This is a genomic window from Tateyamaria armeniaca (assembly GCF_045797845.1).
GTDB lineage: Bacteria > Pseudomonadota > Alphaproteobacteria > Rhodobacterales > Rhodobacteraceae > Tateyamaria > Tateyamaria armeniaca.
The window spans coordinates 596,088-621,566 of sequence record NZ_JBHDIY010000002.1 but is presented as its reverse complement, the minus strand read 5'-3'; the positions used below and the strand labels follow the sequence as shown (position 1 = coordinate 621,566).

Genomic DNA, 25,479 nt, shown 5'->3' with positions numbered 1-25,479 from the left:
GGTTCGCCTGTGGCGGGTATCGCGGGGGCCAGCCCCGGTCGCATGCGCGACTCCCTCCGCGATTTTTTTGAAATCAGAGAAGGCGCCGTGTGGCGTGCGGGTTTCCTTGGCCCAGCTTTCTGCTACATCACGCCGGAGTTTCAAGGAGCGCCCTTATGGCCGACACATTCCGCATCACGCTGGGGCAGATGAACCCGACGGTTGGTGATATTCCCGGGAACGCTGCCAAGGCCCGCGCGGCATGGGCAGCGGGACGGGACGCAGGTGCCGATCTTGTCGCCCTGCCAGAGATGTTTATCACCGGCTATAACGCGCAGGATCTGGTGATGAAGGCCGCGTTTCACACCGCTGCCATGCAGGCGGTCGAGGCCCTGGCGCAGGAATGTGCCGATGGTCCGGCGCTCGCCATCGGGTGTCCGTGGGCCGAAGGGGCGGAGTTGTTCAACGCCTACCTCATCTGCAAGAACGGTCGCATCGCGTCGCGCGTCCTGAAGCATCATCTGCCCAATGACACTGTGTTTGACGAGGTGCGCATTTTTGATGCGGGGCCCCTTGGGGGTCCCTATTCTGTTGGCAACACTCGTGTCGGCACGCCGATCTGCGAGGATGCCTGGCATTCGGATGTCACTGAAACGCTGGAAGAGACGGGGGCCGAGTTCTTTCTTGTGCCCAACGGATCGCCCTATGACAGAACCAAGTTCGAGACACGGCTTAACCTGATGGTTGCCCGCGTGGTTGAGACGGGATTGCCGCTGATCTACCTCAACATGGTGGGCGGGCAGGATGATCAGGTGTTTGACGGGGGCAGTTTTGCGCTGAACCCCGGTGGGGCGCTGGCCGTGCAATTGCCCGTCTTTGACGAGGTCATCGCCCATGTCGATCTGGCGCGTGGCCCCGAGGGCTGGCGCGTGGTCGAGGGGCAAAAGGCCCATCACCCTGGTGAATGGGAGCAGGATTACCGGGTAATGGTCACGGCCTTGCGCGACTATTGCGCCAAGACCGGATTCAAACAGGTGCTTTTGGGCATGTCGGGCGGGGTGGACTCCGCCCTTGTGGCCACGATTGCCGCAGACGCGCTGGGCCCGGACAATGTGCGCTGCGTCATGCTGCCATCGGAATACACGTCGTCCCATTCGCTGGAGGATGCGGAGGCCTGCGCCAAGGCATTGGGATGCCGCTATGATTATGTGCCGATTTCAGACACGCGGGCAGCGGTGACCGATACCCTTGCCCCCCTGTTCGAGGGTCTTGAGGCCGACCTGACCGAAGAAAACATTCAGAGCCGCATTCGCGGGCTGTTGCTGATGGCGATGTCCAACAAGTTTGGCGAGATGCTGCTGACCACTGGCAACAAGTCGGAAGTCGCGGTGGGTTATGCCACGATCTATGGCGACATGGCCGGGGGCTACAACCCGATCAAGGACCTCTACAAGACCCGCGTGTTTGAGACGTGCCGCTGGCGCAATGCCAACCACCGTGACTGGATGATGGGCAATGCGGGCGAGGTGATCCCGGATCGCATCATCACCAAACCCCCGAGCGCCGAGTTGCGCGAGGATCAGAAGGACAGTGACAGCCTGCCGGATTACCCCGATCTGGACGCGATGCTGGAAATCCTTGTGGATCGGAACGGGTCCATTGCCGATTGTGTGGCCGCCGGGTTCGATGCGGACACTGCGCGCAAGATTGAACGGCTGATTTATCTGAGTGAATACAAGCGGTTCCAGTCTGCGCCCGGTGCGCGACTGACCAAGGGGGCGTTCTGGCTGGACCGCCGCTATCCCATTGTGAACCAGTGGCGCGAGCCGTCCTGACGGCTGGGTCACACGCGGATGTGACTTGTGTCGGGGGCTTTGATGCCGTCCATGGCGGAGTCCTCATGCCCCGCCTGAAAGGTACGTCGAATGCGTTTTGCCCTTTGTCTTTTGGCGCTGTTTGTTGCCTCACCAGCACTTGCGTGCGGCCCGGATACGGATTGCGAAATCGGTGACCGTCACTACCGCATCGCGATGCCTGATGGTGCTGCCGCACCTGTCGGGGCCATCGTCTTTGCCCACGGCTATCGCGGATCTGCGCGCGGGGTGATGCGCAACATGAACCTGCGCCGCATGGTGTCGGATATGGGACTGGCGCTGATCGCGGTGAAATCCGAGCGGGACGACTGGGACATTCCGGGCGCGCCAAGTGACATGGAGTCGACTGGTGCGGCAGAGATGGCATATTTCGAGGCGGTTATTGCGGATGCGGTGGCGCGATTTGCAATTGATGCGGATCGGATCATGATGTCGGGCTTTTCCGCGGGGGGCATGGTCACGTGGGAACTGGCCTGCCAGCGCCCGGACCTGTTTGCGGGGTTTGCGCCGGTGTCAGGCACGTTCTGGCAGGGGCCGCCAGAGTCATGTGGCGGGCCTGCATCTGTCATTCACATTCATGGCACGACAGACAGGACTGTGCCGCTGGCGGGTCGCCCCATCGGGCCAACCAAGCAGGGGGATGTCGTGGATGTGCTGGCGATGTACCGCGCTGCGGGCGGGTTTGGCGCGGCGACAACCGTGACAGTCGATGACATGGATTGCGCGCGCCAGGACAATGCGCGGGGTGATGTGCTGGAGTTCTGCACCTTTGAGGGCGGGCACAGTTTCAGCCGGTCCTACCTTGCCTATGCGTGGGAGCGATTGGCGGCTGCCGGGAAGGTGTAAGGCGGGGTTCACCCCGCCCTACCGACGCGTGTCTGGTTACAGCATCAACTGATAGCTGTGCGCGGCGTAGCGATACCCGCCTTCGCCGTTGCGTTCGACATAGCCGATACCCGGCCACGGCATGTGATAGCCGATGAAGGCCGTGCGATCTGTCGCCATCATGTCCAGCAGACGTTTGCGGGTCGCGGCGGCGGCGGGTTTGTCCATGTCAAAGCGGACTTCCCAATCGGGATGGGCCAGCGACCAGACATAGTGGTTGGCGAAATCTGCGCCGATCACCAGTTGCGTGCCGCCGTCCTCGATCATGTAGACCATGTGACCGGGCGTGTGCCCGAAGGCGGCCATCGCGGTGATGCCTGATGCGGGCGAGCCGCCATCGTCAAGCATGGTCATCTGCTCGGCCAGCGGGGCCACCTTGCCGTCAAAATTCTCGTTGCCGGTGCCCGACCACGCGTCAAATTCGACAGCGCCGGTGAGATACGCCGCATTGGCGAAGGTTGGCGTGCCATCGGTGGACAGGCCACCAATGTGGTCGCCGTGCATGTGGGTGATCACGACCTTGTCCACCTGATCCGCGGTATATCCGGCAGATTCAATGGCCTGCACTGTCGCGGCCCCTTGTAGACCCGTGTCGAACAGCACCAGTTCGGACCCGTTATTGACCAGCGTGGGCGTAAAGAAGAATTGCGCCGCGTCCGTGGACAGCCCTTCGGCGGCAGAGACGGAATTGAACGTCTCTTCATCCACGTTGAGGCCGAATATCTGGTGCGGGTTTTCGACAGGTCGGGTGCCGGCCAGCAGCGTGGTCACCTCGAAACTGCCAACCTTGACGCGGCGAAAGTTTTCCTGCGCCACGCCCAGCATCGGGGCGGCGGCACGGGTCGCGGTGGCAGTTGCGGCGGCCAGTGGCAGGGCGGCGGCGCCCATCAAAGCCGTGCGGCGAGAGAATTTGGGAGATGTCGACATGGCTGTTATCCTTGTTGCGAGATACCCAAGACATAGTGCCATTTTGACGCAGTCACGGGTGTTCACGCAAAAATTATCGATTTTTTTGAGGGTGGAGTGATGAACCAAAAGACCAGGATCGAGGATACGCCCTTTGAAACGTGGGTCCGGACTGTAGAGCCGGAGCGGCGCAGGGACGAGGCCATTGCCCTTGATGCCCTGTTTCGCAAAGCCACCGGTTTTGCGCCTGTTGTCTGGACCGGGGGCATCGTTGGCTACGGGGCATATGACTACACCTATGCCTCGGGACGGTCGGGCACGTGGATGGCCACGGGATTTGCGCCGCGCAAGGCCAAGCTGTCGATCTACATCATGCCGGGATATGCCGATTTCGGACCCATTCTTGAGCGGCTTGGACCGCACAGCAAAGGCAAGTCCTGTTTGTATGTCACCCGTCTGGAACGGGTGGATCAGGACGTTCTGTCCGAACTGATCGTTGCGGGCCTGAACGATCTTGGCACCTATTGGCCGGTGCGCGCGACCCGCTGAGCATCGCAAAACTGGACAAGGCAGTGCCCCTATGACAAGGCAGGGCCAAGAGCCCGGAGAGCATCAGTCATGACCACCACCCGTTTCGCCCCGTCCCCCACAGGCTACATCCATGTCGGAAATCTGCGCACCGCGCTGATGAACTACATGATCGCGCGCAAGGCGGGCGGGACATTCATCCTGCGGATCGACGATACGGACCCCGAGCGCTCGAAAGAGCATTATGTCGATGGGCTGAAGGCCGATCTGGAATGGCTGGGCCTGCATTGGGACAGGGTCGAACGCCAGTCCGAGCGGCTGGACCGCTATCATGACGCTGCCGCGCAACTGCGCGCCAATGGCCGGTTCTACGAGGCGTTCGAGACGCCGACCGAGCTGGACCTGAAGCGCAAGAAACAGCTGAACATGGGCAAGCCGCCGGTCTATGACCGCGCTGCCCTAGCCTTGAGCGAAGCGGAAAAAGACGCGCTGCGCGCCGAGCGTGGCACCGGTGTGTGGCGCTTCAAGCTGGACCAGCAGCGTATCGAGTGGGACGATGGCATCCTGGGCGATATCAGCATCGATGCAGCGTCGGTGTCTGATCCTGTCCTGATCCGTCAGGACGGTCAGGTGCTTTATACCATCGCGTCGGTCGTGGATGACGTCGAAATGGGAGTGACGGATGTGGTGCGCGGATCGGACCACGTGACCAACACCGCGACTCAAATCCAGATCATCGAGGCGCTGGGTGGCACGCCGCCCAACTTCGCGCACCACTCGCTGCTGACCGGCCCGCAGGGCGAGGCGCTGTCCAAGCGCCTTGGCACGCTGGCGTTGCGCGATCTGCGCGAACGGGGGGTGGAGCCGATGGCGCTGCTGTCGCTGATGGCCCGTCTTGGGTCGTCCGACCCGATTGAGCTGCGCACTGACATGGCCGATCTGATCGAGGGGTTCGATCTGTCGCGCTTTGGCTCGGCCCCGACCAAGTTCGACGCCGCAGACCTGTTCCCCCTGACCGGGCGCTATCTGCAATCCCTGCCGCTTGAGGCGGTTGCTGATCGCATCGAAGCCATCGGTGTGCCTGCCGACAAGGCGTCAGCGTTCTGGACAGTGATGCGCGACAACATCGAGACGCTGAACGATCTGGAGGCGTGGTGGGCACTGTGCCGCGATGGCGCGGACCCGGTGATCGAGGACGAGGACCGTGCCTTTGTCGCGGAGGCCATCGCGCTGTTGCCCGAGGCACCGTTTGAGGCCGACACTTGGTCGACCTGGACAGGTGCTGTGAAAGAGGCGACCGGGCGCAAGGGGCGTGGGTTGTTCATGCCGTTGCGCAAGGCGCTGACCGGTCAGGCCCACGGGCCGGATATGGCGGCGCTGATGCCGCTTTTGCACGTGGTCAAGGCGCGGTGACCTGCTGCCCCCCGCGTGTTGGCTTTGATCGGCCCTCCGGGGGGGATTTTTTGAAATCAGAGAAGGGACGGGCCTGTGGCTGATGTGCAGGCCAAGTTCGTTTCGGGATCGCTGTTGCGTCATGTGACGGTGATGTCGCTGACCTCGGCGCTGGGCATCACGGCGGTGTTTCTGGTCGATTTTATCGACATGATTTTCATTGCGATGCTGGGCAAGGCCGAACTGGCCGCTGCCGTCGGCTATGCCGGGTCGATCCTGTTTTTCACCACGTCCTTTTCCATCGGCATGGCGATTGCCGTGGGCGCGCTGGTCGCCCGTTCGCTGGGGGCCGGAAACGAAGAGGAGGCGCGGGCGCGCAGCACTCACGGTCTGATCTACGGCATCGGGTTCGGTGCTGCCTTTGCCGCATTTGTGTGGATCAACGTGCCCCTGTTTGTGTCCTGGATCGGGGCAACAGGGGAAACCGCGACGCTGGCCGAGGGGTATCTGCGCATCATCGTGCCATCGCTGCCGTTCCTTGTCGTTGGCATGATGGGCGGCGGTATTCTGCGCGCCCACGGCGATGCGCGCCGCGCGATGATGGCCACGATCTATGGTGGAGGGGTCAATGCGGTGCTCGACCCCATCCTGATTTTTGGTCTGGGCCTTGATCTTACCGGGGCGGCCCTTGCCTCTGTCGCGGCGCGCGTGGTGATCGGGGTGACCGCGGTGATCCCGATCCTGCGCCATCACGGTGGATTTCCGCGGCCCAACCTGTCGGGGATGGTGAAGGATTTCACGCCTCTGGTCGGTATCGGGTTTCCCGCGATCCTGACGCAACTCGCCACCCCGGTGGGGCAGGCCATCGTCACCCGGTCGATGGCCCAATACGGGCTTGAGGCCGTTGCGGGCATGGCCATTGTGGGGCGACTGATGCCGGTGTCATTCGCCGTGATCTTTGCGTTGTCGGGGGCTGTCGGCCCCATTCTGGGCCAGAATTTTGGTGCCCGAAAATATGACCGGGTGAGAGCGGGATTCAACGCGGCGCTGATCTTTGCCGCCACTGTCGTCGTGGTGATTTCCGTCGTGCTGTTTGCCCTGCGCGGGCCCATTGCCGATCTGTTTTCAGCGACCGGCATCACCCGCGAACTGGTGTACCTGTTCTGCGGGCCGCTGGCGCTGCTGTTCTTTTTCAACGGGGTTCTGTTCATCAGCAACGCGGCGTTCAACAACCTTGGCCATCCGTTTTATTCCACCGGCATGAACTGGGGGCGCAACACGCTGGCCATGGTGCCGATGGTCTGGCTGGGCGCGGCCCTGTTCGGGGCGCCGGGCGTGTTGATCGGGCAGGCGCTGGCAGGCGTTGTGTTTGGTGTGATCGCATGGGTGCTGGCGCTGCGTGTGATCGAGGCGGGCGGCGTGGCCGACGCCCCGCGTGACCGGTTTGCCCGCGAGGGGCGGTTATTGTCGCTGCTGAACCTGCGCAAGTAGATCGTCGGTCAGTGCCCGTTCCTGCGCCGTAAGGGACTGCGCCCGGGAGTAACGAGGTGCGGCGCGGTCATCGACCACCGGGGTGTCCCAGCCGTCTGTCGTGTCGAAAAACGCGCGCGCCCCGTCCTCTCCGAACTCGCGCACGAAACCTTGCACCACCACGTCGAGGTAGCTGAGCAATATGCAATGATCACCCCCATGGCGCTGGCGGTCCGCTGGCACCTGATAGGCAGCGATGCTGCTGGCGGGTGCGTCGTGGGACACATGGGGCGTTGCGTTGATGCGGGCATAGCCGCTTTCACGCAGGTCCAGCGCGCCCCAGTCCGCGTTCGGCACGCTTGCGATCAGACCGTGGATGCTGTGCCCTGCGGCGGGGTGGATCGATAGGAAGACGACCTCGCGCAATGCGGTGCGCACCCACACCCGCCGCCATCCGTGCAGGGTTGCGACCTGAGCCTCGGGATAGCTGTGCGTGGCACGATTGACGAGGCTGCCATATCCAAAGAACCAGGGCGTCATGTGTCCGACGCGAGGTCTGCAAAATGGCTGGCGACAGTGTCCCAGACCGCCTCGCACGACGCGCTGAGAAGGTAGCCCGTCGTCATGGATGCGTTGTAGGCCTCGCCGCTGAGCATGGCGGATTTGCCCCCGGCTTGCTGGCACAGCAGAACGCCTGCCGCGTGATCCCAGCAGTTCAGGTGACCCGACAGGATGAAGTCCGCAGCCCCGGTGGCCAGCAGCCTGTATTCATGTGCCGAACAGCGCAACGTGCCGACATAGCCCAGCACGCCGACCCGCGACCACATCAGCGCGCGGTCAGCCGGTGGCATCAGGCGGATGTGCATGTACCCCGCCATCTCGTCAAGCGGTTTGGGATCGGCAGTGCGGATCGGACGGTGCCGCCCCGACCGGGTCTGCCAGACACTGGGCGAAGTGTTGTCGGTGATGATCAGGTCATCGCCCACCGGATCAAAGATCAACCCCAGAACGGGCTGGCCGAACCGGCACACTGCGATGATCGTTCCAAACAGCGGCATGCCCTTGGCAAAGTTCCACGTGCCGTCCACCGGGTCGATGATAAAGCTCAACTCGGCCTCGGCGATCCCTTTGAGCAGGTTGGCGTCCTTCGACACGGCCTCTTCCCCGATGATGAGGGCGTGGGGAAAGGCCATTTGCAGCCCCCGCGTGATCATCGCCTCGGCGCCGGTGTCGGCGGCGGTGACCAGATCGTTTTCGTCCTTCTTGGTGCCGATCTCTCCTGCGTCCAGCATCCGAAAGCGCGGCATGATCTCAGCCCACGCGGCGCGGCGAATCAGGTTGATCAACTGGGTTTTCTGGGCAGGTGTAAGCGGTGCGGTGACGGACATCGGCAACTGGTCGGTCATGGTGGGCCTTTCATGATTCCATTGCTGTGCGCAAACTGACATGCGGGCCTTGGGGTCGCAACGCGGCTTATTCGCGCCCGCGCAGCACCTGGGCGGGGCGCGCGGCGAGCGGACCCCATGCAAAGGCAAGGCCGGCGATCAGCGTCGCACTCACACCGCCGATGATGATGGCAAGGGCAGAGGGCCAGATGACGGTGAAATCCGTATCCATCACATAAGTGCTGACGGCCCAACCGCCTGCGATCCCTGCGGCCAGTGCAACAGCACCAGCACCCAGCCCCAAGAGGGCAGCGCGGGTGGCAAAGCTGATCAGGATGCGCCGCCGTGTGGCCCCGAGCGTTTTCAACACGGCCGCCTCGTAGGTGCGGGCCTGCGTTCCGGCGGCGGCGGCGCCGATCAGTACAAGAAACCCGGTGAGGAGTGTGGCGGCCGCACCGTAGGAGGTTGCAGCGGCCAGCCCTGCCAGCACGTCAGCCACCCGGTCAATGGCATCCCGCACACGAATGGCTGTCACGTTGGGATAGGCGTTGGCGATATCGCGCAGGATCTGTGCCTCCGACGCATCTTCAGCATAGACCGTCGAAATGAACGTATGCGGCGCGCCTTGGAGCGCACTTGGGTTCATCGACAGGATAAAGCCGATGCCCGCGGTGGAAAAATCAACTTCGCGCAGGGATGTGATCGTGCCGGTGATATCGCGCCCGAGGATGTTGATGGTCAGTGCGTCGCCGATGCCAATCCCCATCTCTTCGGCCTCTTCGGCGGCAAAGCTGATTTGCGGTGGGCCGGTGTAGTTTTCGGGCCACCATTCGCCTTCGGTGATGCGCGTGTTTTCGGTGGGGGTTTCAGAGTAGGTCAGACCCCGATCGCCTTGGATGACCCAGTGATCACCTGCGACCTCAGCCGCCGGTTGTCCGTTGATCTGGGTGATGATGCCGCGCAGCATTGGCGCGCTGTCGATGCGGCTGACGGCGGGGTCATTTTCCAGACGCTCGGTATAACCTGCCATCTGGTCGCGCTGGATGTCGACAAAGAAATAGCTGGGCGCGATTTCGGGCAAGTTGCCGGAAATGGCGTTGCGCAGGTTGCCGTCGATCTGACCGACTGCCGCCAGAACGGACAGGCCAAGGCCAAGTGACAGGACAACCGAGGCCGCCCCTTCGCGGGTGCCGGAAATCGCACCCAGCGCCCAGCGCAGTGCTGGCCGTCCCTGGGCCCGAGCCGCTGCGCGGCGCGAAAGCCAGCGGATGCCGGTGGCCGCGATAGCCAGCAAAGCGAGTGCGAAGGCGATGCCGCCTGACGTCCACAGCGTCAGCCACCATGTGCCCGAAAACAGCCCCGCCAGCCCGATCAGCGCGATGAGCCCAAGGGCGATCCAGACCAGATAGCGCGGCGCGGGCAACAGCCGCGCCGTGCCAAGTGCGTCACGAAACAGGGTGGCGGCGCGCACATCCTCGGCCCGTGCCAGTGGCCAAAGGGTAAAGACGAAGGCGGTGAGCAGACCGTAGATGGCGGATTCCAGCAGTGGGCCCGGATAGATGGCAAAGCTGGCAGGGATCGGCAGACGCGCCTCGATGATCGGGGCAAGGGCCACGGGCAGCAGCGCGCCAAGCGCAAGACCGATGGCAATACCAAGGAGGGACAGCGTGCCGATCTGGATGAAATAAGTCTGGAAAATGGTGCTGCGTTCGGCCCCGAGCGTGCGCAGGGTGGCGATCACGCTGGTCTTTTCGGCGAGATAGGCACGCACGGCTGCGGATACGCCGACACCACCCACGGCAAGGCCCGACAGGCCCACAAGCACCAGAAACGCGCCCAAGCGATCGACGAATTCCGACACGCCCGGCGCGCCATTGCGCGAATCCGTCCAGCGCAGACCGCTGTTTTCAAAGCGTTCTCTGGCATCGGCCTCAAGCGCTGCCAGATCGGTGCCGGGGGGCAGGGTCAGGCGGTATTTTGAGGAAAACAGTGTGCCCGCGGCCAGCAGTTGCGCGTTTTCAAGGCTGGTGCGCAGCAGGATGGTGCGCGGCCCCAGAGCGAACCCGCCTGCGGCACTGTCCGGTTCGCGGGTAAGTTCGGCGCTGAGGATGAAATCCTGTGTGCCAAGCCGGAACGTGTCGCCCACAGAAAGGCCGAGGCGGTCGATCAATGCACGCTCCATCACCGCGCCAGGCAGGCCATTTTGCACGGCAAGGGCCTCATCAAGCGGCATGTCCGGTGTGAGTTCGACTGTGCCGATCAGCGGATAGGCATCATCGACCGCCTTGATCTGGGTCAGGCCCCTTTCGGCCCCGTCCGGGCCGTCCACCACGGCCATGGATCGGAAGTCGGCGATTTCCGAGACGTCGGTGGCGACCTCGTTCATCCACGCCAGCTCTTCCGGGCTGGCGAAACGGTAGGTGAAGTCCAGCTCGGCGTCTCCACCGAGCAGCGCCGCGCCTTCGCGCTCCAGCCCCGCCTCGATGGCGGAGCGGACCGAGCCGACGGCGGCGATGGCCGCCACCCCAAGGGCAAGACAGGCGAGGAAAATACGAAAACCCTTCAGGCCGCCGCGCAATTCGCGTGCTGCAAAACGGGCCGAGGTGGCAAGGCTCATTCGGCGGCAGCCTTCATGTCCGGCGCGATCTGCCCGTCGGCCAGTTGGATCACACGATCACAGCGCGCGGCCAATTCGGGCGCATGAGTGACAAGAACCAATGTCGCGCCATGCCGGTCGCGCAGATCGAAAAGTAGGTCCATGATGGCCGTGCCGTTGGCACCATCAAGGTTGCCGGTCGGTTCGTCTGCCAGCAAGATTTCGGGCCGGGTGACTGAGGCGCGGGCGAGGGCGACGCGCTGTTGCTCTCCTCCCGACATCTGGCTGGGGTAGTGGCCGGAGCGGTGCCCGAGGCCGACGGCCTCAAGTTCGGCTGCGGCCCGTTCAAAGGCATCGCGCGCGCCCGCAAGCTCCAATGGCGTGGCGACGTTTTCGAGGGCCGTCATGGTCGGGATCAGGTGGAAGGACTGGAATACAACGCCCATGTGGCCGCGGCGAAAGCGGGCAAGGGCATCTTCGTTCATCTCTGTGAGATCCTGGCCGAGGGCGTGGATGCTGCCGCCTGTGGCCTGTTCGAGCCCGCCCATGATCATGAGCAGCGAGGATTTTCCCGAACCGGATGGTCCGACAAGCCCCACCGTCTCTCCGCGCGCGATATCCAGCGTGATGCCGTGCAGAATATCCACCCGCCCGGCATTGCCATCAAGGCTGAGCGCCGCATTTTTAAGAGACAGGACTGGATCGGACATCAACAAGCGCCTTTATTGTCTGTTACGGGGTCATATGGAGGTCAGATCAGCATGAGCAAGGCAATGGGCGTGATTGTTCTGGTTTTTTGGCCCGCGCTGGCCTGGTCGCAGGGTGTGACGATCGCGGCCCTTGGTGACAGTCTGACCCAAGGCTATGGGCTGCCTGCGGAGCAGGGATTTGTGCCGCAACTTGAACGCTGGCTGCAGGATCAGGGCCATGATGTCGACGTGATCAACGCGGGCGTGTCCGGAGATACCACGGCCGGTGGCCTGAGTAGGGTCGATTGGACCCTCACCCCGGATGTCGATGCGCTGATCGTGACGCTGGGGGGCAATGATTTGTTGCGTGGGATTGCGCCGGAGGTCAGCCGCGCCAACCTCGACGGTATTCTGAGCGCTGCGAACGCCGCGGATGTGGATGTGTTGCTGGTGGGTATGCAAGCGCCCGGGAATTACGGGCCTGAGTACAAGGCGGCATTTGACGGGATGTATCCGGATCTGGCGTCTGCTTATGACACGCTGTTTGTCGAGAGTTTCTTTGAGGGGTTGGGCGGTGCTGGCGTCGATCCGGCCAGTCTGGGCGCGTTTATGCAGGCGGACGGTATTCATCCGAATGCCGCAGGCGTGGCGCGCATTGTCGAAGGGTTGGGGCCTGCAGTTCTGGACCTGATCAACCGGGCGCAGTGACATGCCGGGGCGGTTTTTCCTGACGGACCCGATGGCAGCAGTGGCCGACGCATTGAATGTTGAGGTGGGCGTTGTGGGTAACGAACCTGCGCGGCGCAATATCGCACCGGGGCAGGAGATCGTTGTCTTTGACGGTGCGTTGTCGCGGATGCGCTGGGGCATTGTGCCTGTGGGCCGCGTGAATGCGCGAGGCCGACCAGTGATGGAACAGATCATCAATGCGCGCAGCGAAACCGTGTTTGACAAGTCCGCCTTTGAAGGGGTCGGTCGGGCCGTGATCCCCGTAAATGGCTGGTATGAGTGGACGGGTGAAAAGCGGCGCAAGACTGCGTGGCGGATTGCGCCGAAGGGCGGGGGTTTCCTGTATTTCGCCGCGATCACCGATGTGTGGACTGCACCCGGGGGCATGAACGTGCCGCAGGTTGCTGCGGTAACCTGCGCGCCGAACGGCGATGTCGCGCCGATCCATCACCGCATGGGCGTTCTGCTGGAGCGTGATGATCTGACAGTTTGGATGGGGGATGATCTGGACGCAGCCAAAGCGCTGATGCTGCCCTCGCCCGAGGGGCGTCTGGAGATTTCAGAGGCAGGGGATGTCGACTGGGACGGAGTGTGAGACAAATGACGCTGCGCGACGCTGTTTTCTGAGGGGCTCTGCCCCGTCGCTGGCGCGGCTCCCCGAATTTTTTCAATCAGAGAAGGGGTGCGGCGATTGACGGCCAGTTACATCAGACAGAAAAGGCGGCGCAATGGTTCTGCACCGCCTTGAAACCTTGTGGTGGTTTTTGGCCCTCAGACCAGCGCGATATTCACGGCACTTTCGCGCCCGTCACGGCCCGCTTCGAGGTCGAATGTGACTTTTTGGTTGTCAGCCAGACCGGTCAGTCCGGACCGTTCGACCGCTGAAATATGGACAAAAATGTCCTTGCCGCCGCTTTCCGGCGCGATGAAGCCATAACCCTTCGTTGTGTTGAACCATTTGACGGTGCCAGTGGCCATCGTCTTTACTCCTCGTCTTGTCCTGCCCGCACTATGCGGCAGCTCGGCGTCGTCATGAGATCGAATGACTGAGCCGGTAGGAGCAGTTCGATAGATGATGTAGCACGCCAAAGATGGCTGGTTTTTAATGCAAATCAAGTTTTTTGGATCGGTTTTGTGTTTCTGGCAACTTGCCGCTTCTTTGGGCAGCGGCACAGAATTGATACGCTCTGAATAATTTTACCAGTTGATAAAAATAATAGTCTATGAGAGCGTTTTGCCACGAAACACTTGTCGCTGTGGAGCAATCATGACGCAATCTCCTTTCACGCCGGGCGTGGCTGCGGGCCGGTTGGATGCCGCGGACTATGCGGAAAACTTTGCTGACCTGCATCCTGCACTGGATGCGCACGAAGCGCTTGTGGCCGCCGATCGCTGCTACTTCTGCCATGATGCGCCATGTATCACGGCCTGTCCGACGGATATCGACATTCCGCTGTTCATTCGCCAGATCGCCACCGGCACGCCCGATGCTGCGGCCAAGACCATTCTGACCCAGAACATCATGGGCGGCATGTGCGCCCGTGTGTGTCCGACCGAGACACTGTGCGAAGAGGCCTGCGTGCGCGAGATGGCAGAGGGCAAGCCGGTGCTGATCGGCCAGTTGCAACGCTATGCCACTGATCATCTGCAAGAGCAGGGCATTCATCCATTCACCCGTGCAGAGGCGACCGGCAAAAAGATCGCCGTAGTCGGTGCGGGCCCCGCTGGTCTGGCCTGTGCCCACCGCCTCGCGATGCTGGGGCATGATGTGGTTGTCATGGATGCCCGCGAGAAGCCCGGTGGGCTGAATGAATACGGGATCGCCGCCTACAAGACACCCGAAGGATTTGCCCAGGCCGAAGTGGACTGGCTGCTTGGGATTGGTGGCATCACGCTGGAACATGGCACGGCGCTGGGTCGGGATGTGACGCTGGAGGGGTTGAAGGCCGAGTACGATGCCGTTTTCCTTGGTATGGGATTGGTCGGCGTGAATGGCCTTGCCATCGACGGGGGCGACAAGGAGGGCGTTCTGAATGCTGTCGATTTCATCGCCGATTTGCGGCAGGCCGGGGATGTGGCGACGCTGCCCGTGGGCCGCGATGTGGTTGTGATCGGCGGAGGCATGACGGCCGTTGATGCGGCGGTGCAAGCCAAGCTGTTGGGTGCGCTCAACGTGACGCTGGCCTATCGGCGCGGGCGTGATCGGATGAATGCGAGTGTGTTCGAACAGGACCTCGCCGCCTCTAAGGGCGTGCGGATCATGACCCATGTTGTCCCGACGGCCATTCATGGCAACGGCGCAGTCCGTGAGATCGAGTTCGAATATGTGAACGCCGACATGAGCGGAACAGGGCAAAGCGTGCGCATCGCCGCCGATCAGGTGCTGCGCGCCATTGGCCAGACGTTGGAAGGCGACGGCCTGCCCGAGTTGACGGGTGGCAAAATCGCGGTGACCGGTGCCGGGCGCACGAGCGTGGACGGCATCTGGGCGGGCGGTGATTGCGCTTCGGGTGGCGACGATCTGACCGTGACAGCCGTGGCCGAGGGGCGCGATGCGGCGATGGACATTCATGACGTTTTGATGGGGGCGGGGTGATCCCCTTCGCAAGGGAGCTAGGCAAATGGCTGATCTGACAAGTGACTTTCTGGGCATCAAAAGCCCCAATCCGTTCTGGCTGGCCTCGGCCCCGCCGACCGACAAGGAATACAATGTCCGCCGCGCCTTTGAGGCCGGGTGGGGCGGTGTGGTCTGGAAGACGCTTGGCGAGGCAGGGCCGCCTGTCGTGAACGTCAACGGGCCACGATACGGCGCGATTTACGGGGCGGATCGCCGCCTTTTGGGGCTGAACAACATCGAATTGATCACCGACCGCCCGCTTGAGGTGAACCTGCAAGAGATCAAGGCCGTCAAGCGTGACTATCCCGACCGGGCCATGGTTGTGAGCCTGATGGTGCCCTGCGAGGAAGACCCGTGGAAGCGCATCCTGCCGCTGGTCGAAGACACCGGCGCGGACGGGGTCGAGCTGAACTTTGGCTGCCCGCACGGGATGTCCGAGCGGGGTATGGGGTCTGCCGTCGGGCAGGTGCCCGAATACATCGAAATGGTAACACGCTGGGTCAAGAAACACACGCGGATGCCGGTGATCGTCAAGCTGACGCCCAACATCACGGATGTGCGCAAACCGGCGCAGGCGGCCAAGGATGGCGGGGCCGATGCGGTGTCACTGATCAACACGATCAACTCGATCACGTCCGTCGACCTCGACCTGTTTTCGCCAGAGCCGACCATTGACGGCAAGGGCGCGCATGGCGGGTATTGCGGGCCTGCGGTCAAGCCCATCGCGCTGAACATGGTAGCCGAGATCGCCCGTGATCCCGATCTGCGCGGTCTGCCCATCAGCGGGATTGGCGGGGTGACCACGTGGAAGGACGCTGCCGAATTCCTCGCCCTTGGGGCGGGCAATGTGCAGGTGTGCACGGCGGCGATGACCTATGGGTTCAAGATCGTTCAGGAGATGATCTCGGGGTTGAGCGATTACCTTGATGAAAAGCAGATCGGTCTGGATGATCTGGTCGGGCGCGCCGTGCCGAATGTGACGGACTGGCAGTACCTGAACCTCAATTATGTCAGCAAGGCTGTGATCAATCAGGATCTGTGTATTTCGTGCGGGCGCTGCTATGCGGCCTGCGAGGATACGTCACATCAGGCGATTTCGATGTCCGATGACCGCGTATTCGAGGTGATCGACGAGGAATGCGTGGCCTGCAATCTGTGCGTCAACGTCTGCCCGGTCGAAGATTGCATCACCATGGAGGCGATGGACCCCGGCACAGTCGATCCGCGCACCAAAAAGGTTGTGGAACCGGAATACGCCAACTGGACGACGCATCCCAACAACCCGAGTGCGACAGCGGCGGAGTGAGTGCGGACCGGTTTTGGCGGACTTGCTGCTAGGCTGGGCCTCGGCGTGGGCCGGTGTCACACGGCATGGATCATAGCCCCGGAATGCGCAGCCAGGTGCCGCCCAGCGGACGGACCCGCGCGCCGCTGCCAATTTTGAACCGGGCCAGACCCGGCGCGTTTTCCGTATCCACCGTGCCAAGGTCCAGCCGGGTCACGCCACATCTGACAAAGTGATCGGCCGCGTGTTTCAACAAGGCGTAATGCGCATTTGTCTGGCGGCCATGGGCGCTGCTCCAGCCCACGTGATATGTCGCGACCTCACCGTGTTGCAGGAACAGCATGGCGGCGACGTCGTCGTGCTTTTTCCGCGCGCAGAACACGATGACATCACGCGGGCTGATGGCCGAAAAGCTGTGGATGATACTGTGCGGCAATGAGCGATACTTTTGCCGACGTTGTTGTTTACGATCTTCGACAAGAAGCCAGTTGTGCAAGGCCGCATCGAATTGCGTGTGCCGGAGTTTGAGGTTGGATTTTTGCGACTTGCGCCATGCGTTTCGCCATTTTCCACCTGCCCTTGCCAACAGGTCGGTATCCCGCAGATTCATTTCGGCGACATGGGCAGGGGTCATGAGCGCGCGAAACCCCGCCTTTCTGTACGTATCACTCGGCTGATCAGCGTTGATGATCCGCAGCGGAGATCGGCGCAGAGCGACTGCATCTTCGGCATGCCAGAGAGGCCCGCGCGGCGCGAAAGCCATCCCGAAGCGTTTGATGATCTGGGTCGGGGCTGCTCCGCTGATGTCGATCCGCTCCACATGCGCGCCGAGCCTTTCGAGCGCTGCGCCGAAGCTGGGATGTTGTTGAAGAGGCAATTCCATGCGGCGATTAAGCGTTTAGAAACCTAAAGCGTGGTTAACAGACGGTATGAAACAAAGCCCGTCCAAACCGGTCGCTGGAATCACCGCCCCTGCCGTGCGACCTACTCTACTGGCTGCTGCATTGGTGGCAGGCGCGATTGCCGTTCCGGCGGGTGCGCTCATCCAGTTGGTCTATGTTCTGTTTTTCTAGTTTGGCATCCTCATGGCGCAACGTGCCTTCAGGTGGTTCACGTCCGTACGCTACACGGCCAGCACCCTGCGAAACAGCGTGTCGAGATAGCGCCGCGCGCCTTCCATTGGCTCTTGATCTGACAGCACCTGCACCTGGACGTCGAAATCGGCGTAGTGCTGCGTTGTCGACCAGATGGAAAAGATCAGGTGACGCGGATCGACCGGGGCGATTTTGCCCGCGTCGATCCAGCCCTGAATGATCCCGCATTTTTCATCGAACAGGGGTTTCAGGTCGGATTCGAGATGCGGATGCATACGCGGCGCGCCTTGCAGGATTTCCCCCGCAAACAGGCGGCTTTCGCGTGGCAGATCGCGCGCCATGTCGATCTTGCGGTGCACATAGTCCAGCAGTTCGGTCATCGGATCGCCATCTGCATCCAGTTCGACCAGCGGGTCGAGCCATGTTTCCATCAACTGATTGAGCAGGGTGACGTGGATCTCTTCCTTGCCGGAGAAGTAGTAGAGGATGTTCGGCTTGGACAACCCGGCGGCCTCGGCGATCTGATCAAGGGTCGCTCCGCGATAACCGTGGGCCGAAAACACATCCAGCGCAGCATCGAGGATCAAGTGCCTGTTGCGCTGCTGGATGCGGGTGGGCTTTTTGGGGACGCCATCGGCCATGTGCAATCCTTTGCAATGATATGCTACAAGTCTAGGCAGATGCGTGCCCTCTAGGCAATTCTGACCAAAGCAGTTCTTGACACAAAAGCGCACCTTGGCAATCGTGGCTTTACCAATTGGTCAAAAAGTGTCCGGCTGCGGACATGACGGGGGATAAGATGGCGGCACCGGGTGAGAACCTGCGTATCAATGGCGACCGGCTTTGGGACAGCCTGATGGAAATGGCCAAGATCGGCCCCGGCGTGGCGGGCGGCAACAACCGTCAGACCCTGACGGACGAAGACGGCGAGGGCCGCGCCCTGTTCCAGTCGTGGTGCGAGGCGGCGGGCTGCACCATGGGTCTGGATCAGATGGGCAACATGTTTGCAGAGCGCGCGGGCACTGACCCGGACGCACTGCCCGTCTACGTGGGTTCGCATCTGGACACGCAGCCCACGGGCGGCAAATACGATGGCGTGCTGGGTGTCCTGGGTGGGCTGGAGATCATCCGCACCCTAAATGATCTGGATGTAAAGACGAAACATCCCATCGTCGTGACGAATTTCACCAACGAAGAGGGCACGCGCTATGCCCCTGCGATGCTGTCTTCGGGCGTGTTTGCGGGCATACACACGCAGGACTGGGCTTATGACCGCGAGGACGCTGACGGCAAAAAGTTTGGCGACGAGCTGACCCGGATCGGTTGGCGTGGCGACGAAGACGTAGGCGCGCGCAAGATGCACGCGTTCTTTGAGCTGCACATCGAGCAGGGGCCGATCCTTGAGGCCGAAGGCAAGGACATCGGCGTGGTGACCCACGGTCAGGGCCTGTCATGGACCCAAGTGACCATCACGGGCAAGGACAGTCACACCGGCTCAACCCCCATGCCGATGCGCAAGAATGCAGGGCTGGGCATGGCGCGGGTGCTGGAAAAAGTGGACGAGATCGCATGGTCCCACGCCCCGCACGCTGTGGGTGCCGCAGGTCATATCGATGTCTATCCAAACTCGCGCAACGTGATCCCGGGCAAGGTTGTCTTTACCGTCGATTTCCGCTCGCCCGAGTTGAGCGTGATCGAGGATATGGAAGCGCGGTTGCGTGTCGAGGGCCAGAAGATCGCCGATGACATGGGCCTTGAGATCGCATTCGAGAAAGTGGGCGGGTTTGACCCGGTGGCCTTTGACGAGGGGTGTGTGGGTGCGGTGCGCACGGCAGCAGAGCGCCTTGGGTACAGTCACATGAACCTAATTTCCGGCGCCGGGCACGATGCGTGCTGGATCAACCGCGTGGCCCCGACAGCCATGGTGATGTGCCCCTGCGTCGATGGCCTCAGCCACAACGAAGCTGAGGAGATTTCGAAAGACTGGGCCATGGCGGGCACGGATGTGCTGATGCATGCGGTGGTCGAAACAGCAGAGATTGTCGGGTGAGGGGCGCGTGATGATTGACCCTGACCTGAGTGTGGCCGAACGTATCGAGGCGATGATCGGCGAGGAGATCGTCGAGGCACCGATCACCACGCGGGCCGAGTGCAACGCTTTGGTCGCATTCCAGTCCGCGTTGGTTCCGCCATTCGAGACGACAGTGAACTTTTCCGGCGGCATCACACAGCGCTGCTGGAGCGTGACCCGGACTGACGGGTCTTATCGCGTGGTATATCTGCCGCTGGCGGGGTATTTCTCGCTGTGTGTTGAGAGTGATTTCGGGCCTTTGGACATAGGTGTGCATGGGCCGGCGTTGGGGTGTTTTGCGTCGGTATGACCGGGGGCCAGCCCCCAGACCCCCGTGGTATTTTTCGTCAGAAGAAACAGCTGACAGAGGAGAGATGACATGAGCAAGGTGATCAAAGGTGGCATGGTCTGCACGGCAGACCGGACGTGGAAAGCCGATGTGCTGATCGAAGGCGAAGTGATCAAGCAGATCGGCGAGGACCTGTCTGGCGACGAATATATCGACGCCGAGGGGGCGTACGTCATCCCCGGCGGCATTGACCCCCACACCCATCTTGAGATGCCGTTCATGGGCACCACGGCGGCCGAAACCTTCGAATCCGGCACATGGGCGGCTGCGGTCGGCGGCACCACCATGATCGTGGATTTCTGCCTGCCGGGCGCGGATGGGTCGATCAAGAACGCGATCAACGAATGGCACCGCAAGTCTGCGCCGCAGATCTGTTCCGATGTTGGCTATCACATGGCGATCACGGGCTGGAACGAGGATGTCTTCAACGAGATGAAGGATGCCGTCGATATGGGCGTCAACTCGTTCAAGCATTTCATGGCCTACAAGGGTGCGCTTATGATTGAGGATGACGAGATGTTCGCCTCGTTCAAGCGCTGCGCGGAGTTGGGCGCGCTGCCCATGGTCCATGCCGAAAACGGCGATCTGGTCGCTGAAATGCAGCAGAAATATTTCGATCAGGGGATCACGGGGCCTGAGGGCCACGCCTATTCCCGCCCGCCCGAATTCGAGGGGGAGGCGGCCAACCGTGCCATCACCATTGCGGATGCGGCGGGCGTGCCATTGTATATCGTACATGTGTCCTGCGAGCAGGCGCACGAGGCGATCCGCCGGGCGCGTCAGAAGGGCATGCGCGTCTATGGCGAGCCGCTGATCCAGTTCTTGACCTTGGATGAGAGTGTGTATTTCGACACCGACTGGGACTATGCTGCGCGTCGCGTCATGTCGCCGCCGTTCCGGTCCAAGGACCATCAGGACAGTCTTTGGGCCGGATTGCAGGCCGGATCGTTGCAGGTCGTGGCAACAGATCATGCCGCGTTCAATACCGACCAAAAGCGCGCGGGCCGTGACGATTTCCGCATCATCCCCAACGGATCGAACGGGCTGGAGGAACGTCTGGCCGTGCTGTGGACCGAAGGGGTCGAGACGGGGCGGCTGACGCCGAACGAATTTGTCGCCTGCACATCGTCGAATGTGGCGAAGATTCTCAACATCTATCCCAAGAAAGGGGCCATCGTCGAAGGCGCCGATGCGGATATCGTGGTGTGGGACCCCAAGATCACCAAGACGATTTCGCCAAGCAACCATCATTCGGTGCTGGATTACAACGTGTTCGAAGGGTTCGAAGTGAAGGCGCAGAGCCGCTATACGCTGTCCCGCGGTGAGGTGATCTGGGCTTGGGGGCAGAATTCGCAACCCGCACCCGGGCGGGGCAAGTTCGTGCCGCGCCCTGCGTTTTCGTCGGCAAGTCAGGCCTTGAGCAAGTGGAAGGCGCTGACCGCGCCCAAGATGATCGAGCGTGATCCTTTGAATATTCCGGCGGGGATTTGATGCAGTCGAATACGGTATGAAGACGTGGCGAGTATGATAGCGCCGCGCGCGCTGCAGTTCTGGGAAAGCCTGCCGTCCATCGAGACGGTTGAGCCCTATGCCACGACCCTTGCGGGTCTGGCGATTATCCTGATTGCGGTGCAGGTCTTGTTTCAGCGCCGGTCTGTCAATGCGGACGAAGCCCGGCTTGCGCGCGAAAGTGCCGTGTTCCTGTATGATGTTTTCGGTAATGACACATTCCGCGAAGAACGCCGTGTTTTGGGGGCCAAATGTGATCAGGACCTTGAGAAAATGAGTGATGAAACGCGTGCCGCGATCAAGGCGGTGCTGCATCGCTATGGTTTGGTATCGCTTGCCCATGCGCATGGCGGTGTGAGAGTGGAAATGATAAATTCCTATTGGGGTACAGTGTTCTTGAAAGACTGGGATCGTCTGGAATCTTTTGTTGCGCGCGAGCGGCAGAAGAACCCGTGCCTGCATGCGAATACGGAGGCTTTGGCGACAAGGCTGCGTGGTATGAAACGTGCCTGATCCGGTTATTTCCGCCCAGAACCTTGATCTGACTTTCCAGACCAATGACGGACCGGTCCATGCCCTGAAGGGTGTGTCGCTGGATATTGAGAAGGGCGATTTCGTCTCCTTCATCGGCCCGTCGGGCTGTGGCAAGACGACGTTTTTGCGGGTAATGGCGGACCTTGAGCAACCCACGGGCGGCACGATCACCGTGAACGGCGTCAGCCCAGAAGAGGCGCGGATGGCACGCGCCTATGGCTACGTGTTTCAGGCCGCCGGGCTTTATCCGTGGCGCACCATCGGCAAGAATGTGTCGCTGCCGCTGGAGATCATGGGATATTCCAAGGCCGAACAGTCCGAGCGCGTCGCGCGTGTGCTGGACCTGGTCGAACTGGCGGGATTTGAAAAGAAGTTTCCATGGCAATTGTCAGGGGGCATGCAGCAGCGCGCGTCGATTGCACGGGCGCTGGCCTTTGATGCGGACATTTTGCTGATGGATGAGCCTTTTGGGGCGCTGGACGAGATCGTGCGTGACCATCTGAACGAGCAGCTTTTGCACCTGTGGGCGCGGACGGAAAAGACCATCGCCTTTGTGACCCATTCGATCCCCGAGGCGGTTTATCTGAGCACCAAGATCGTAGTGATGAGCCCACGCCCGGGTCGCATCACGGATGTAATCGACAGCCCTTTGCCAAAGGAACGTCCGCTCGACATTCGTGAAAGCCCCGAGTTTCTGGAGGTCGCGCACCGGGTGCGCGAGGGATTGCGGGCGGGGCACGCAGATGGTTGATCGGCCCTTCAGTGGGGATTTTTTCAAAACAGAGAAATGGGGAACATGCCCGTGATGCGCAACCTTGTGCCTGTTTTGACGGTGGTCGCTGCGATCTTTGCCATTTGGTATCTGGCGGCGATCTGGCTGAACGCGCCATGGGCCTATGACAAGGCGACACGGGCCGGGGTCGAGTTGAGCGCGGTCGAACTGGTTGCCGACACATGGGCGCAGGACAAGCCCAAACTGCCCGCGCCGCATCAGGTGGCGGTCGAAATCTGGGACACCACGGTGGAGAAAAAGATCACCTCGAAACGCTCGCTGGTCTGGCATTCCTGGGTGACGCTCAGCGCGACCTTGCTGGGCTTTGCCCTTGGCACAGGCCTTGGCATTCTATTGGCGGTGGGCATCGTCTACAACACCGTCATGGACCGGTCGGTCATGCCGTGGGTGATTACCAGCCAGACCATTCCGATCCTCGCGCTGGCCCCGATGATCATCGTCGTGCTGAATGCTGTTGGAATTTCCGGGCTTTTGCCCAAGGCGATGATTTCGATGTACCTGTCATTCTTTCCGGTCGTCGTGGGCATGGTGAAGGGCTTGCGCAGCCCTGAGGTCATGCAGCTTGACCAGATGCGCACGTGGAATGCCAATGCGTCCCAGACGTTCTGGCGGCTGCGGTTGCCTGCCTCGATGCCCTATCTGTTTGCGTCCCTCAAAGTGGGTGTCGCGGCAAGCCTTGTCGGCGCGATTGTAGGCGAATTGCCCACAGGTGCCGTGGCCGGTCTGGGCGCGCGCCTGTTGGCGGGCAGCTATTACGGGCAGACGATCCAGATCTGGTCTGCGCTGATCATGGCGGCGGCCCTTGCCGCGTTGCTGGTAGCGATCATCGGGTTGATCGAACGGATCATGCTGGCCCGGATGGGGATGGCGTGATGGGCTGGCTATTGTTTGCGTTGGTTGTCTGGATCGTCGGGTGGTCCTTGAACGTCTGGCTGTCGCGACGGCCTGCCACTGCACTGGTCCGGCTGTTGATGCCGATTGTGTTTGGCGTCACCCTGATTGCGATCTGGGAAGGGGTTGTGCGCGGGCTCGACATCTCTGCCGTGCTGTTGCCTGCACCGTCCGCCATCGCCGCGCGCTTTGCAGCTTCCACATCCATCCTGTGGGAGGACTTCGTCCAGACGGTGATCAAGGGGGCCCTTAGCGGCTACCTTCTGGGATGTGGCGCGGCGTTCCTGACGGCAGTATTCATCGACCGCTTTCCGTTTCTGCGGCGCGGCTTGCTGCCCGTGGGCAATTTCGTGGCCGCCTTGCCCATTGTCGGCATGGCGCCGATTCTGGTGATGTGGTTCGGGTTTGACTGGCAGTCCAAGGCGGCGGTGGTTGTCGTCATGGTCTTTTTCCCGATGCTTGTGAACACGGTTCAGGGATTGCAGGCCAGCAGCCAGATGCAGCGCGATCTGATGCAGACCTATGCGGCCAGCCCGATGACCACGCTGATCAAACTGCGCCTGCCCATGGCCATGCCGTTCATCTTCAACGGCTTGAAAATCGCAACCACGCTGGCGCTGATCGGGGCGATTGTTGCCGAATTTTTTGGCTCTCCCATCCGTGGTATGGGGTTTCGCATCTCAACGTCTGTGGGGCAGCTTGCGCTTGACCTTGTCTGGGCTGAAATTGTTGTCGCGGCTCTGGTCGGGTCCGCCGCCTACGGAGGCGTTGCGCTGATCGAGCGGGTCGTGACATTCTGGCATCCATCCCAACGGGCCCGTTCATGAAGGCCCGGACCACCAACCAATACAACAAGGAGAGTATGAAATGAAAACCATCAGAACTTTAGCCGCGAGTGCGGCACTGGGCCTGAGCGCATTTGCAGCGCACGCGGCTGACGATGTCACGCTGCAACTCAAATGGGTCACGCAAGCGCAGTTCGCAGGATATTACGTGGCCCTCGACAAAGGGTTCTACGAGGAAGAAGACCTGAACGTCACCATCAAGCCTGGTGGCCCCGATATTGCGCCCACGCAGGTGCTTGCCGGGGGCGGTGCCGATGTGACGGTGGAATGGATGCCTGCGGCTTTGGCCGCGCGTGAAAAAGGTCTGCCGATGGTCAACATCGCGCAGCCCTTCAAATCGTCGGGCATGATGCTAACTTGCCGCAAGGATGCGGGCGTGACCAGCACGGACGATTTCGCGGGCAAGACGCTGGGTGTCTGGTTCTTTGGCAATGAATTCCCGTTCCTGTCGTGGATGAGCCAGCTTGGCATTGCAACGGACGGATCTGATGGGGGCGTTACCGTGCTCAAGCAGGGCTTCAACGTCGATCCGATCCTTCAGGGCCAGGCGGCGTGCGTGTCGACCATGACCTACAACGAATACTGGCAGATCATTGATGCGGGTCTGACGCCCGAAGAGTTGCAGGTGTTCAAATACGAAGATCAGGGTGTCGCCACACTCGAAGATGGGCTGTACGTGCTTGAGGAGAACCTTGCTGATCCGGAGTTCGAGGACAAGATGGTCCGCTTTGTGCGGGCGTCCATGAAGGGCTGGAAATACGCAGAGGAAAACCCGGATGAAGCCGCTGAAATCGTTCTGGACAACGATGCGTCTGGGGCGCAGACCGAAAAACACCAGAAACGCATGATGGGCGAAGTGGCCAAGCTGACCGCGGGCAGTAATGGGGCGCTGGACCCGGCGGATTATGAACGCACCGTCGCCTCGCTGCTGTCGGGCGGGTCAGACCCGGTGATTTCCAAGGCGCCCGAGGGGGCATGGACCCACGCGATCACGGACAAGGCTTTGAACTGACGCGCTGATCCATCACTGAAACAGCGAAGGCCAGCCACACGGCTGG

General features: G+C 61.5%; 26 protein-coding genes. 18 read left to right on the top strand and 8 right to left on the bottom strand.

The genetic code is table 11. From position 1 onward, the window contains the following. Positions 1 to 155: 155 nt before the first annotated feature. A complete protein-coding gene (locus ACERZ8_RS03125) occupies positions 156 to 1,814 on the top strand; it encodes an NAD+ synthase (protein WP_407590658.1) in 1,659 nt (552 codons plus the stop codon). 90 nt (positions 1,815 to 1,904) lie between these two features. Next, the gene (locus ACERZ8_RS03120; RefSeq protein ID WP_407590657.1) at positions 1,905 to 2,699 is read left to right on the top strand and encodes an alpha/beta hydrolase family esterase; all 795 of its coding nucleotides are present in this window, start codon (positions 1,905 to 1,907) and stop codon (positions 2,697 to 2,699) included. A gap of 36 nt (positions 2,700 to 2,735) precedes the next feature. Here the strand turns inward: ACERZ8_RS03120 and ACERZ8_RS03115 are convergent, their stop codons facing one another. Continuing rightward, on the bottom strand, positions 2,736 to 3,665 hold the full coding sequence (locus ACERZ8_RS03115; protein WP_407590656.1) for an MBL fold metallo-hydrolase: 930 nt from the start codon (positions 3,663 to 3,665) through the stop codon (positions 2,736 to 2,738). 99 nt (positions 3,666 to 3,764) lie between these two features. Between ACERZ8_RS03115 and ACERZ8_RS03110 the strand changes: the two genes are divergently transcribed. From ACERZ8_RS03110 to ACERZ8_RS03100, 3 genes are all read left to right on the top strand, one after another. Continuing rightward, positions 3,765 to 4,193: a DUF1801 domain-containing protein gene (locus ACERZ8_RS03110; RefSeq protein WP_407590655.1), complete on the top strand. Its 429-nt coding sequence runs from the start codon at positions 3,765 to 3,767 to the stop codon at positions 4,191 to 4,193. A 69-nt stretch (positions 4,194 to 4,262) separates the two neighbouring features. Further along, a complete protein-coding gene (gene gltX / locus ACERZ8_RS03105) occupies positions 4,263 to 5,585 on the top strand; it encodes a glutamate--tRNA ligase (protein WP_407590654.1) in 1,323 nt (440 codons plus the stop codon). Between the two features lie 75 nt (positions 5,586 to 5,660). Continuing rightward, positions 5,661 to 7,055 carry an MATE family efflux transporter gene (locus ACERZ8_RS03100; RefSeq protein WP_407590653.1) on the top strand — a complete coding sequence of 465 codons (1,395 nt, stop codon included), beginning with the start codon at positions 5,661 to 5,663 and terminating at the stop codon, positions 7,053 to 7,055. On the opposite strand, the gene ACERZ8_RS03095 is transcribed toward ACERZ8_RS03100, so the two are convergent. The 4 genes from ACERZ8_RS03095 to ACERZ8_RS03080 form a co-directional block, all read right to left on the bottom strand. Next, positions 7,026 to 7,574 carry a gamma-glutamylcyclotransferase family protein gene (locus tag ACERZ8_RS03095; RefSeq protein ID WP_407590652.1) on the bottom strand — a complete coding sequence of 183 codons (549 nt, stop codon included), beginning with the start codon at positions 7,572 to 7,574 and terminating at the stop codon, positions 7,026 to 7,028. The two genes, ACERZ8_RS03100 and ACERZ8_RS03095, sit on opposite strands and share 30 nt — an antisense overlap. Then, on the bottom strand, positions 7,571 to 8,440 hold the full coding sequence (locus tag ACERZ8_RS03090) for an inositol monophosphatase family protein (protein WP_407590651.1): 870 nt from the start codon (positions 8,438 to 8,440) through the stop codon (positions 7,571 to 7,573). The genes ACERZ8_RS03095 and ACERZ8_RS03090 overlap by 4 nt, the downstream gene beginning before the upstream one ends. Before the next feature lie 67 nt (positions 8,441 to 8,507). Continuing rightward, the gene (locus tag ACERZ8_RS03085; RefSeq protein WP_407590649.1) at positions 8,508 to 11,036 is read right to left on the bottom strand and encodes an ABC transporter permease; all 2,529 of its coding nucleotides are present in this window, start codon (positions 11,034 to 11,036) and stop codon (positions 8,508 to 8,510) included. Continuing rightward, complete coding sequence (locus ACERZ8_RS03080) at positions 11,033 to 11,725, bottom strand: ABC transporter ATP-binding protein (RefSeq protein WP_407590648.1); 693 nt, start codon at positions 11,723 to 11,725, stop codon at positions 11,033 to 11,035. Before ACERZ8_RS03080 ends, ACERZ8_RS03085 begins: the two co-directional genes overlap by 4 nt. A 51-nt stretch (positions 11,726 to 11,776) precedes the next feature. On the opposite strand from ACERZ8_RS03080, the gene ACERZ8_RS03075 reads away from it, so the two are divergent. Beyond that, the gene (locus ACERZ8_RS03075) at positions 11,777 to 12,412 is read left to right on the top strand and encodes an arylesterase (RefSeq protein WP_407590647.1); all 636 of its coding nucleotides are present in this window, start codon (positions 11,777 to 11,779) and stop codon (positions 12,410 to 12,412) included. Position 12,413: 1 nt separating this feature from the next. Then, complete coding sequence (locus ACERZ8_RS03070; protein ID WP_407590646.1) at positions 12,414 to 13,028, top strand: SOS response-associated peptidase; 615 nt, start codon at positions 12,414 to 12,416, stop codon at positions 13,026 to 13,028. Positions 13,029 to 13,204: 176 nt separating this feature from the next. Here the strand turns inward: ACERZ8_RS03070 and ACERZ8_RS03065 are convergent, their stop codons facing one another. After that, positions 13,205 to 13,411, bottom strand: a complete 207-nt coding sequence (locus ACERZ8_RS03065) for a cold-shock protein (RefSeq protein WP_407590645.1) — start codon at positions 13,409 to 13,411, stop codon at positions 13,205 to 13,207. A gap of 289 nt (positions 13,412 to 13,700) precedes the next feature. On the opposite strand from ACERZ8_RS03065, the gene ACERZ8_RS03060 reads away from it, so the two are divergent. Beyond that, a complete protein-coding gene (locus ACERZ8_RS03060; protein ID WP_407590644.1) occupies positions 13,701 to 15,029 on the top strand; it encodes an NAD(P)-dependent oxidoreductase in 1,329 nt (442 codons plus the stop codon). A 25-nt stretch (positions 15,030 to 15,054) separates the two neighbouring features. Continuing rightward, entirely contained in the window at positions 15,055 to 16,356 is a 1,302-nt protein-coding gene (preA, locus tag ACERZ8_RS03055; RefSeq protein ID WP_407590642.1) for an NAD-dependent dihydropyrimidine dehydrogenase subunit PreA, read from the top strand. Positions 16,357 to 16,426: 70 nt separating this feature from the next. On the opposite strand, the gene ACERZ8_RS03050 is transcribed toward preA, so the two are convergent. Beyond that, a complete protein-coding gene (locus tag ACERZ8_RS03050; RefSeq protein WP_407594144.1) occupies positions 16,427 to 16,921 on the bottom strand; it encodes a GNAT family N-acetyltransferase in 495 nt (164 codons plus the stop codon). Between the two features lie 343 nt (positions 16,922 to 17,264). On the opposite strand from ACERZ8_RS03050, the gene ACERZ8_RS03045 reads away from it, so the two are divergent. Beyond that, entirely contained in the window at positions 17,265 to 17,408 is a 144-nt protein-coding gene (locus ACERZ8_RS03045; protein WP_407590641.1) for a hypothetical protein, read from the top strand. Positions 17,409 to 17,458: 50 nt separating this feature from the next. Here ACERZ8_RS03045 and ACERZ8_RS03040 read toward each other — a convergent pair whose 3' ends face one another. Then, positions 17,459 to 18,070, bottom strand: a complete 612-nt coding sequence (locus ACERZ8_RS03040) for a TetR family transcriptional regulator C-terminal domain-containing protein (protein WP_407590640.1) — start codon at positions 18,068 to 18,070, stop codon at positions 17,459 to 17,461. A 158-nt stretch (positions 18,071 to 18,228) separates the two neighbouring features. On the opposite strand from ACERZ8_RS03040, the gene ACERZ8_RS03035 reads away from it, so the two are divergent. From ACERZ8_RS03035 to ACERZ8_RS03000, 8 genes are all read left to right on the top strand, one after another. Beyond that, on the top strand, positions 18,229 to 19,479 hold the full coding sequence (locus ACERZ8_RS03035; RefSeq protein ID WP_407594143.1) for a Zn-dependent hydrolase: 1,251 nt from the start codon (positions 18,229 to 18,231) through the stop codon (positions 19,477 to 19,479). 10 nt (positions 19,480 to 19,489) lie between these two features. Next, on the top strand, positions 19,490 to 19,810 hold the full coding sequence (locus tag ACERZ8_RS03030; protein ID WP_407590639.1) for a hypothetical protein: 321 nt from the start codon (positions 19,490 to 19,492) through the stop codon (positions 19,808 to 19,810). A gap of 69 nt (positions 19,811 to 19,879) precedes the next feature. Beyond that, a complete protein-coding gene (hydA, locus tag ACERZ8_RS03025) occupies positions 19,880 to 21,340 on the top strand; it encodes a dihydropyrimidinase (protein WP_407590637.1) in 1,461 nt (486 codons plus the stop codon). 33 nt (positions 21,341 to 21,373) lie between these two features. Beyond that, entirely contained in the window at positions 21,374 to 21,871 is a 498-nt protein-coding gene (locus ACERZ8_RS03020; protein ID WP_407590636.1) for a DUF4760 domain-containing protein, read from the top strand. Then, on the top strand, positions 21,864 to 22,643 hold the full coding sequence (locus tag ACERZ8_RS03015; RefSeq protein WP_407590634.1) for an ABC transporter ATP-binding protein: 780 nt from the start codon (positions 21,864 to 21,866) through the stop codon (positions 22,641 to 22,643). The genes ACERZ8_RS03020 and ACERZ8_RS03015 overlap by 8 nt, the downstream gene beginning before the upstream one ends. A 54-nt stretch (positions 22,644 to 22,697) precedes the next feature. After that, positions 22,698 to 23,558: an ABC transporter permease gene (locus ACERZ8_RS03010; protein WP_407594141.1), complete on the top strand. Its 861-nt coding sequence runs from the start codon at positions 22,698 to 22,700 to the stop codon at positions 23,556 to 23,558. Further along, entirely contained in the window at positions 23,558 to 24,403 is an 846-nt protein-coding gene (locus ACERZ8_RS03005; protein WP_407590633.1) for an ABC transporter permease, read from the top strand. The genes ACERZ8_RS03010 and ACERZ8_RS03005 overlap by 1 nt, the downstream gene beginning before the upstream one ends. A gap of 40 nt (positions 24,404 to 24,443) precedes the next feature. Beyond that, on the top strand, positions 24,444 to 25,433 hold the full coding sequence (locus tag ACERZ8_RS03000; protein ID WP_407590632.1) for an ABC transporter substrate-binding protein: 990 nt from the start codon (positions 24,444 to 24,446) through the stop codon (positions 25,431 to 25,433). Positions 25,434 to 25,479: the final 46 nt, after the last annotated feature.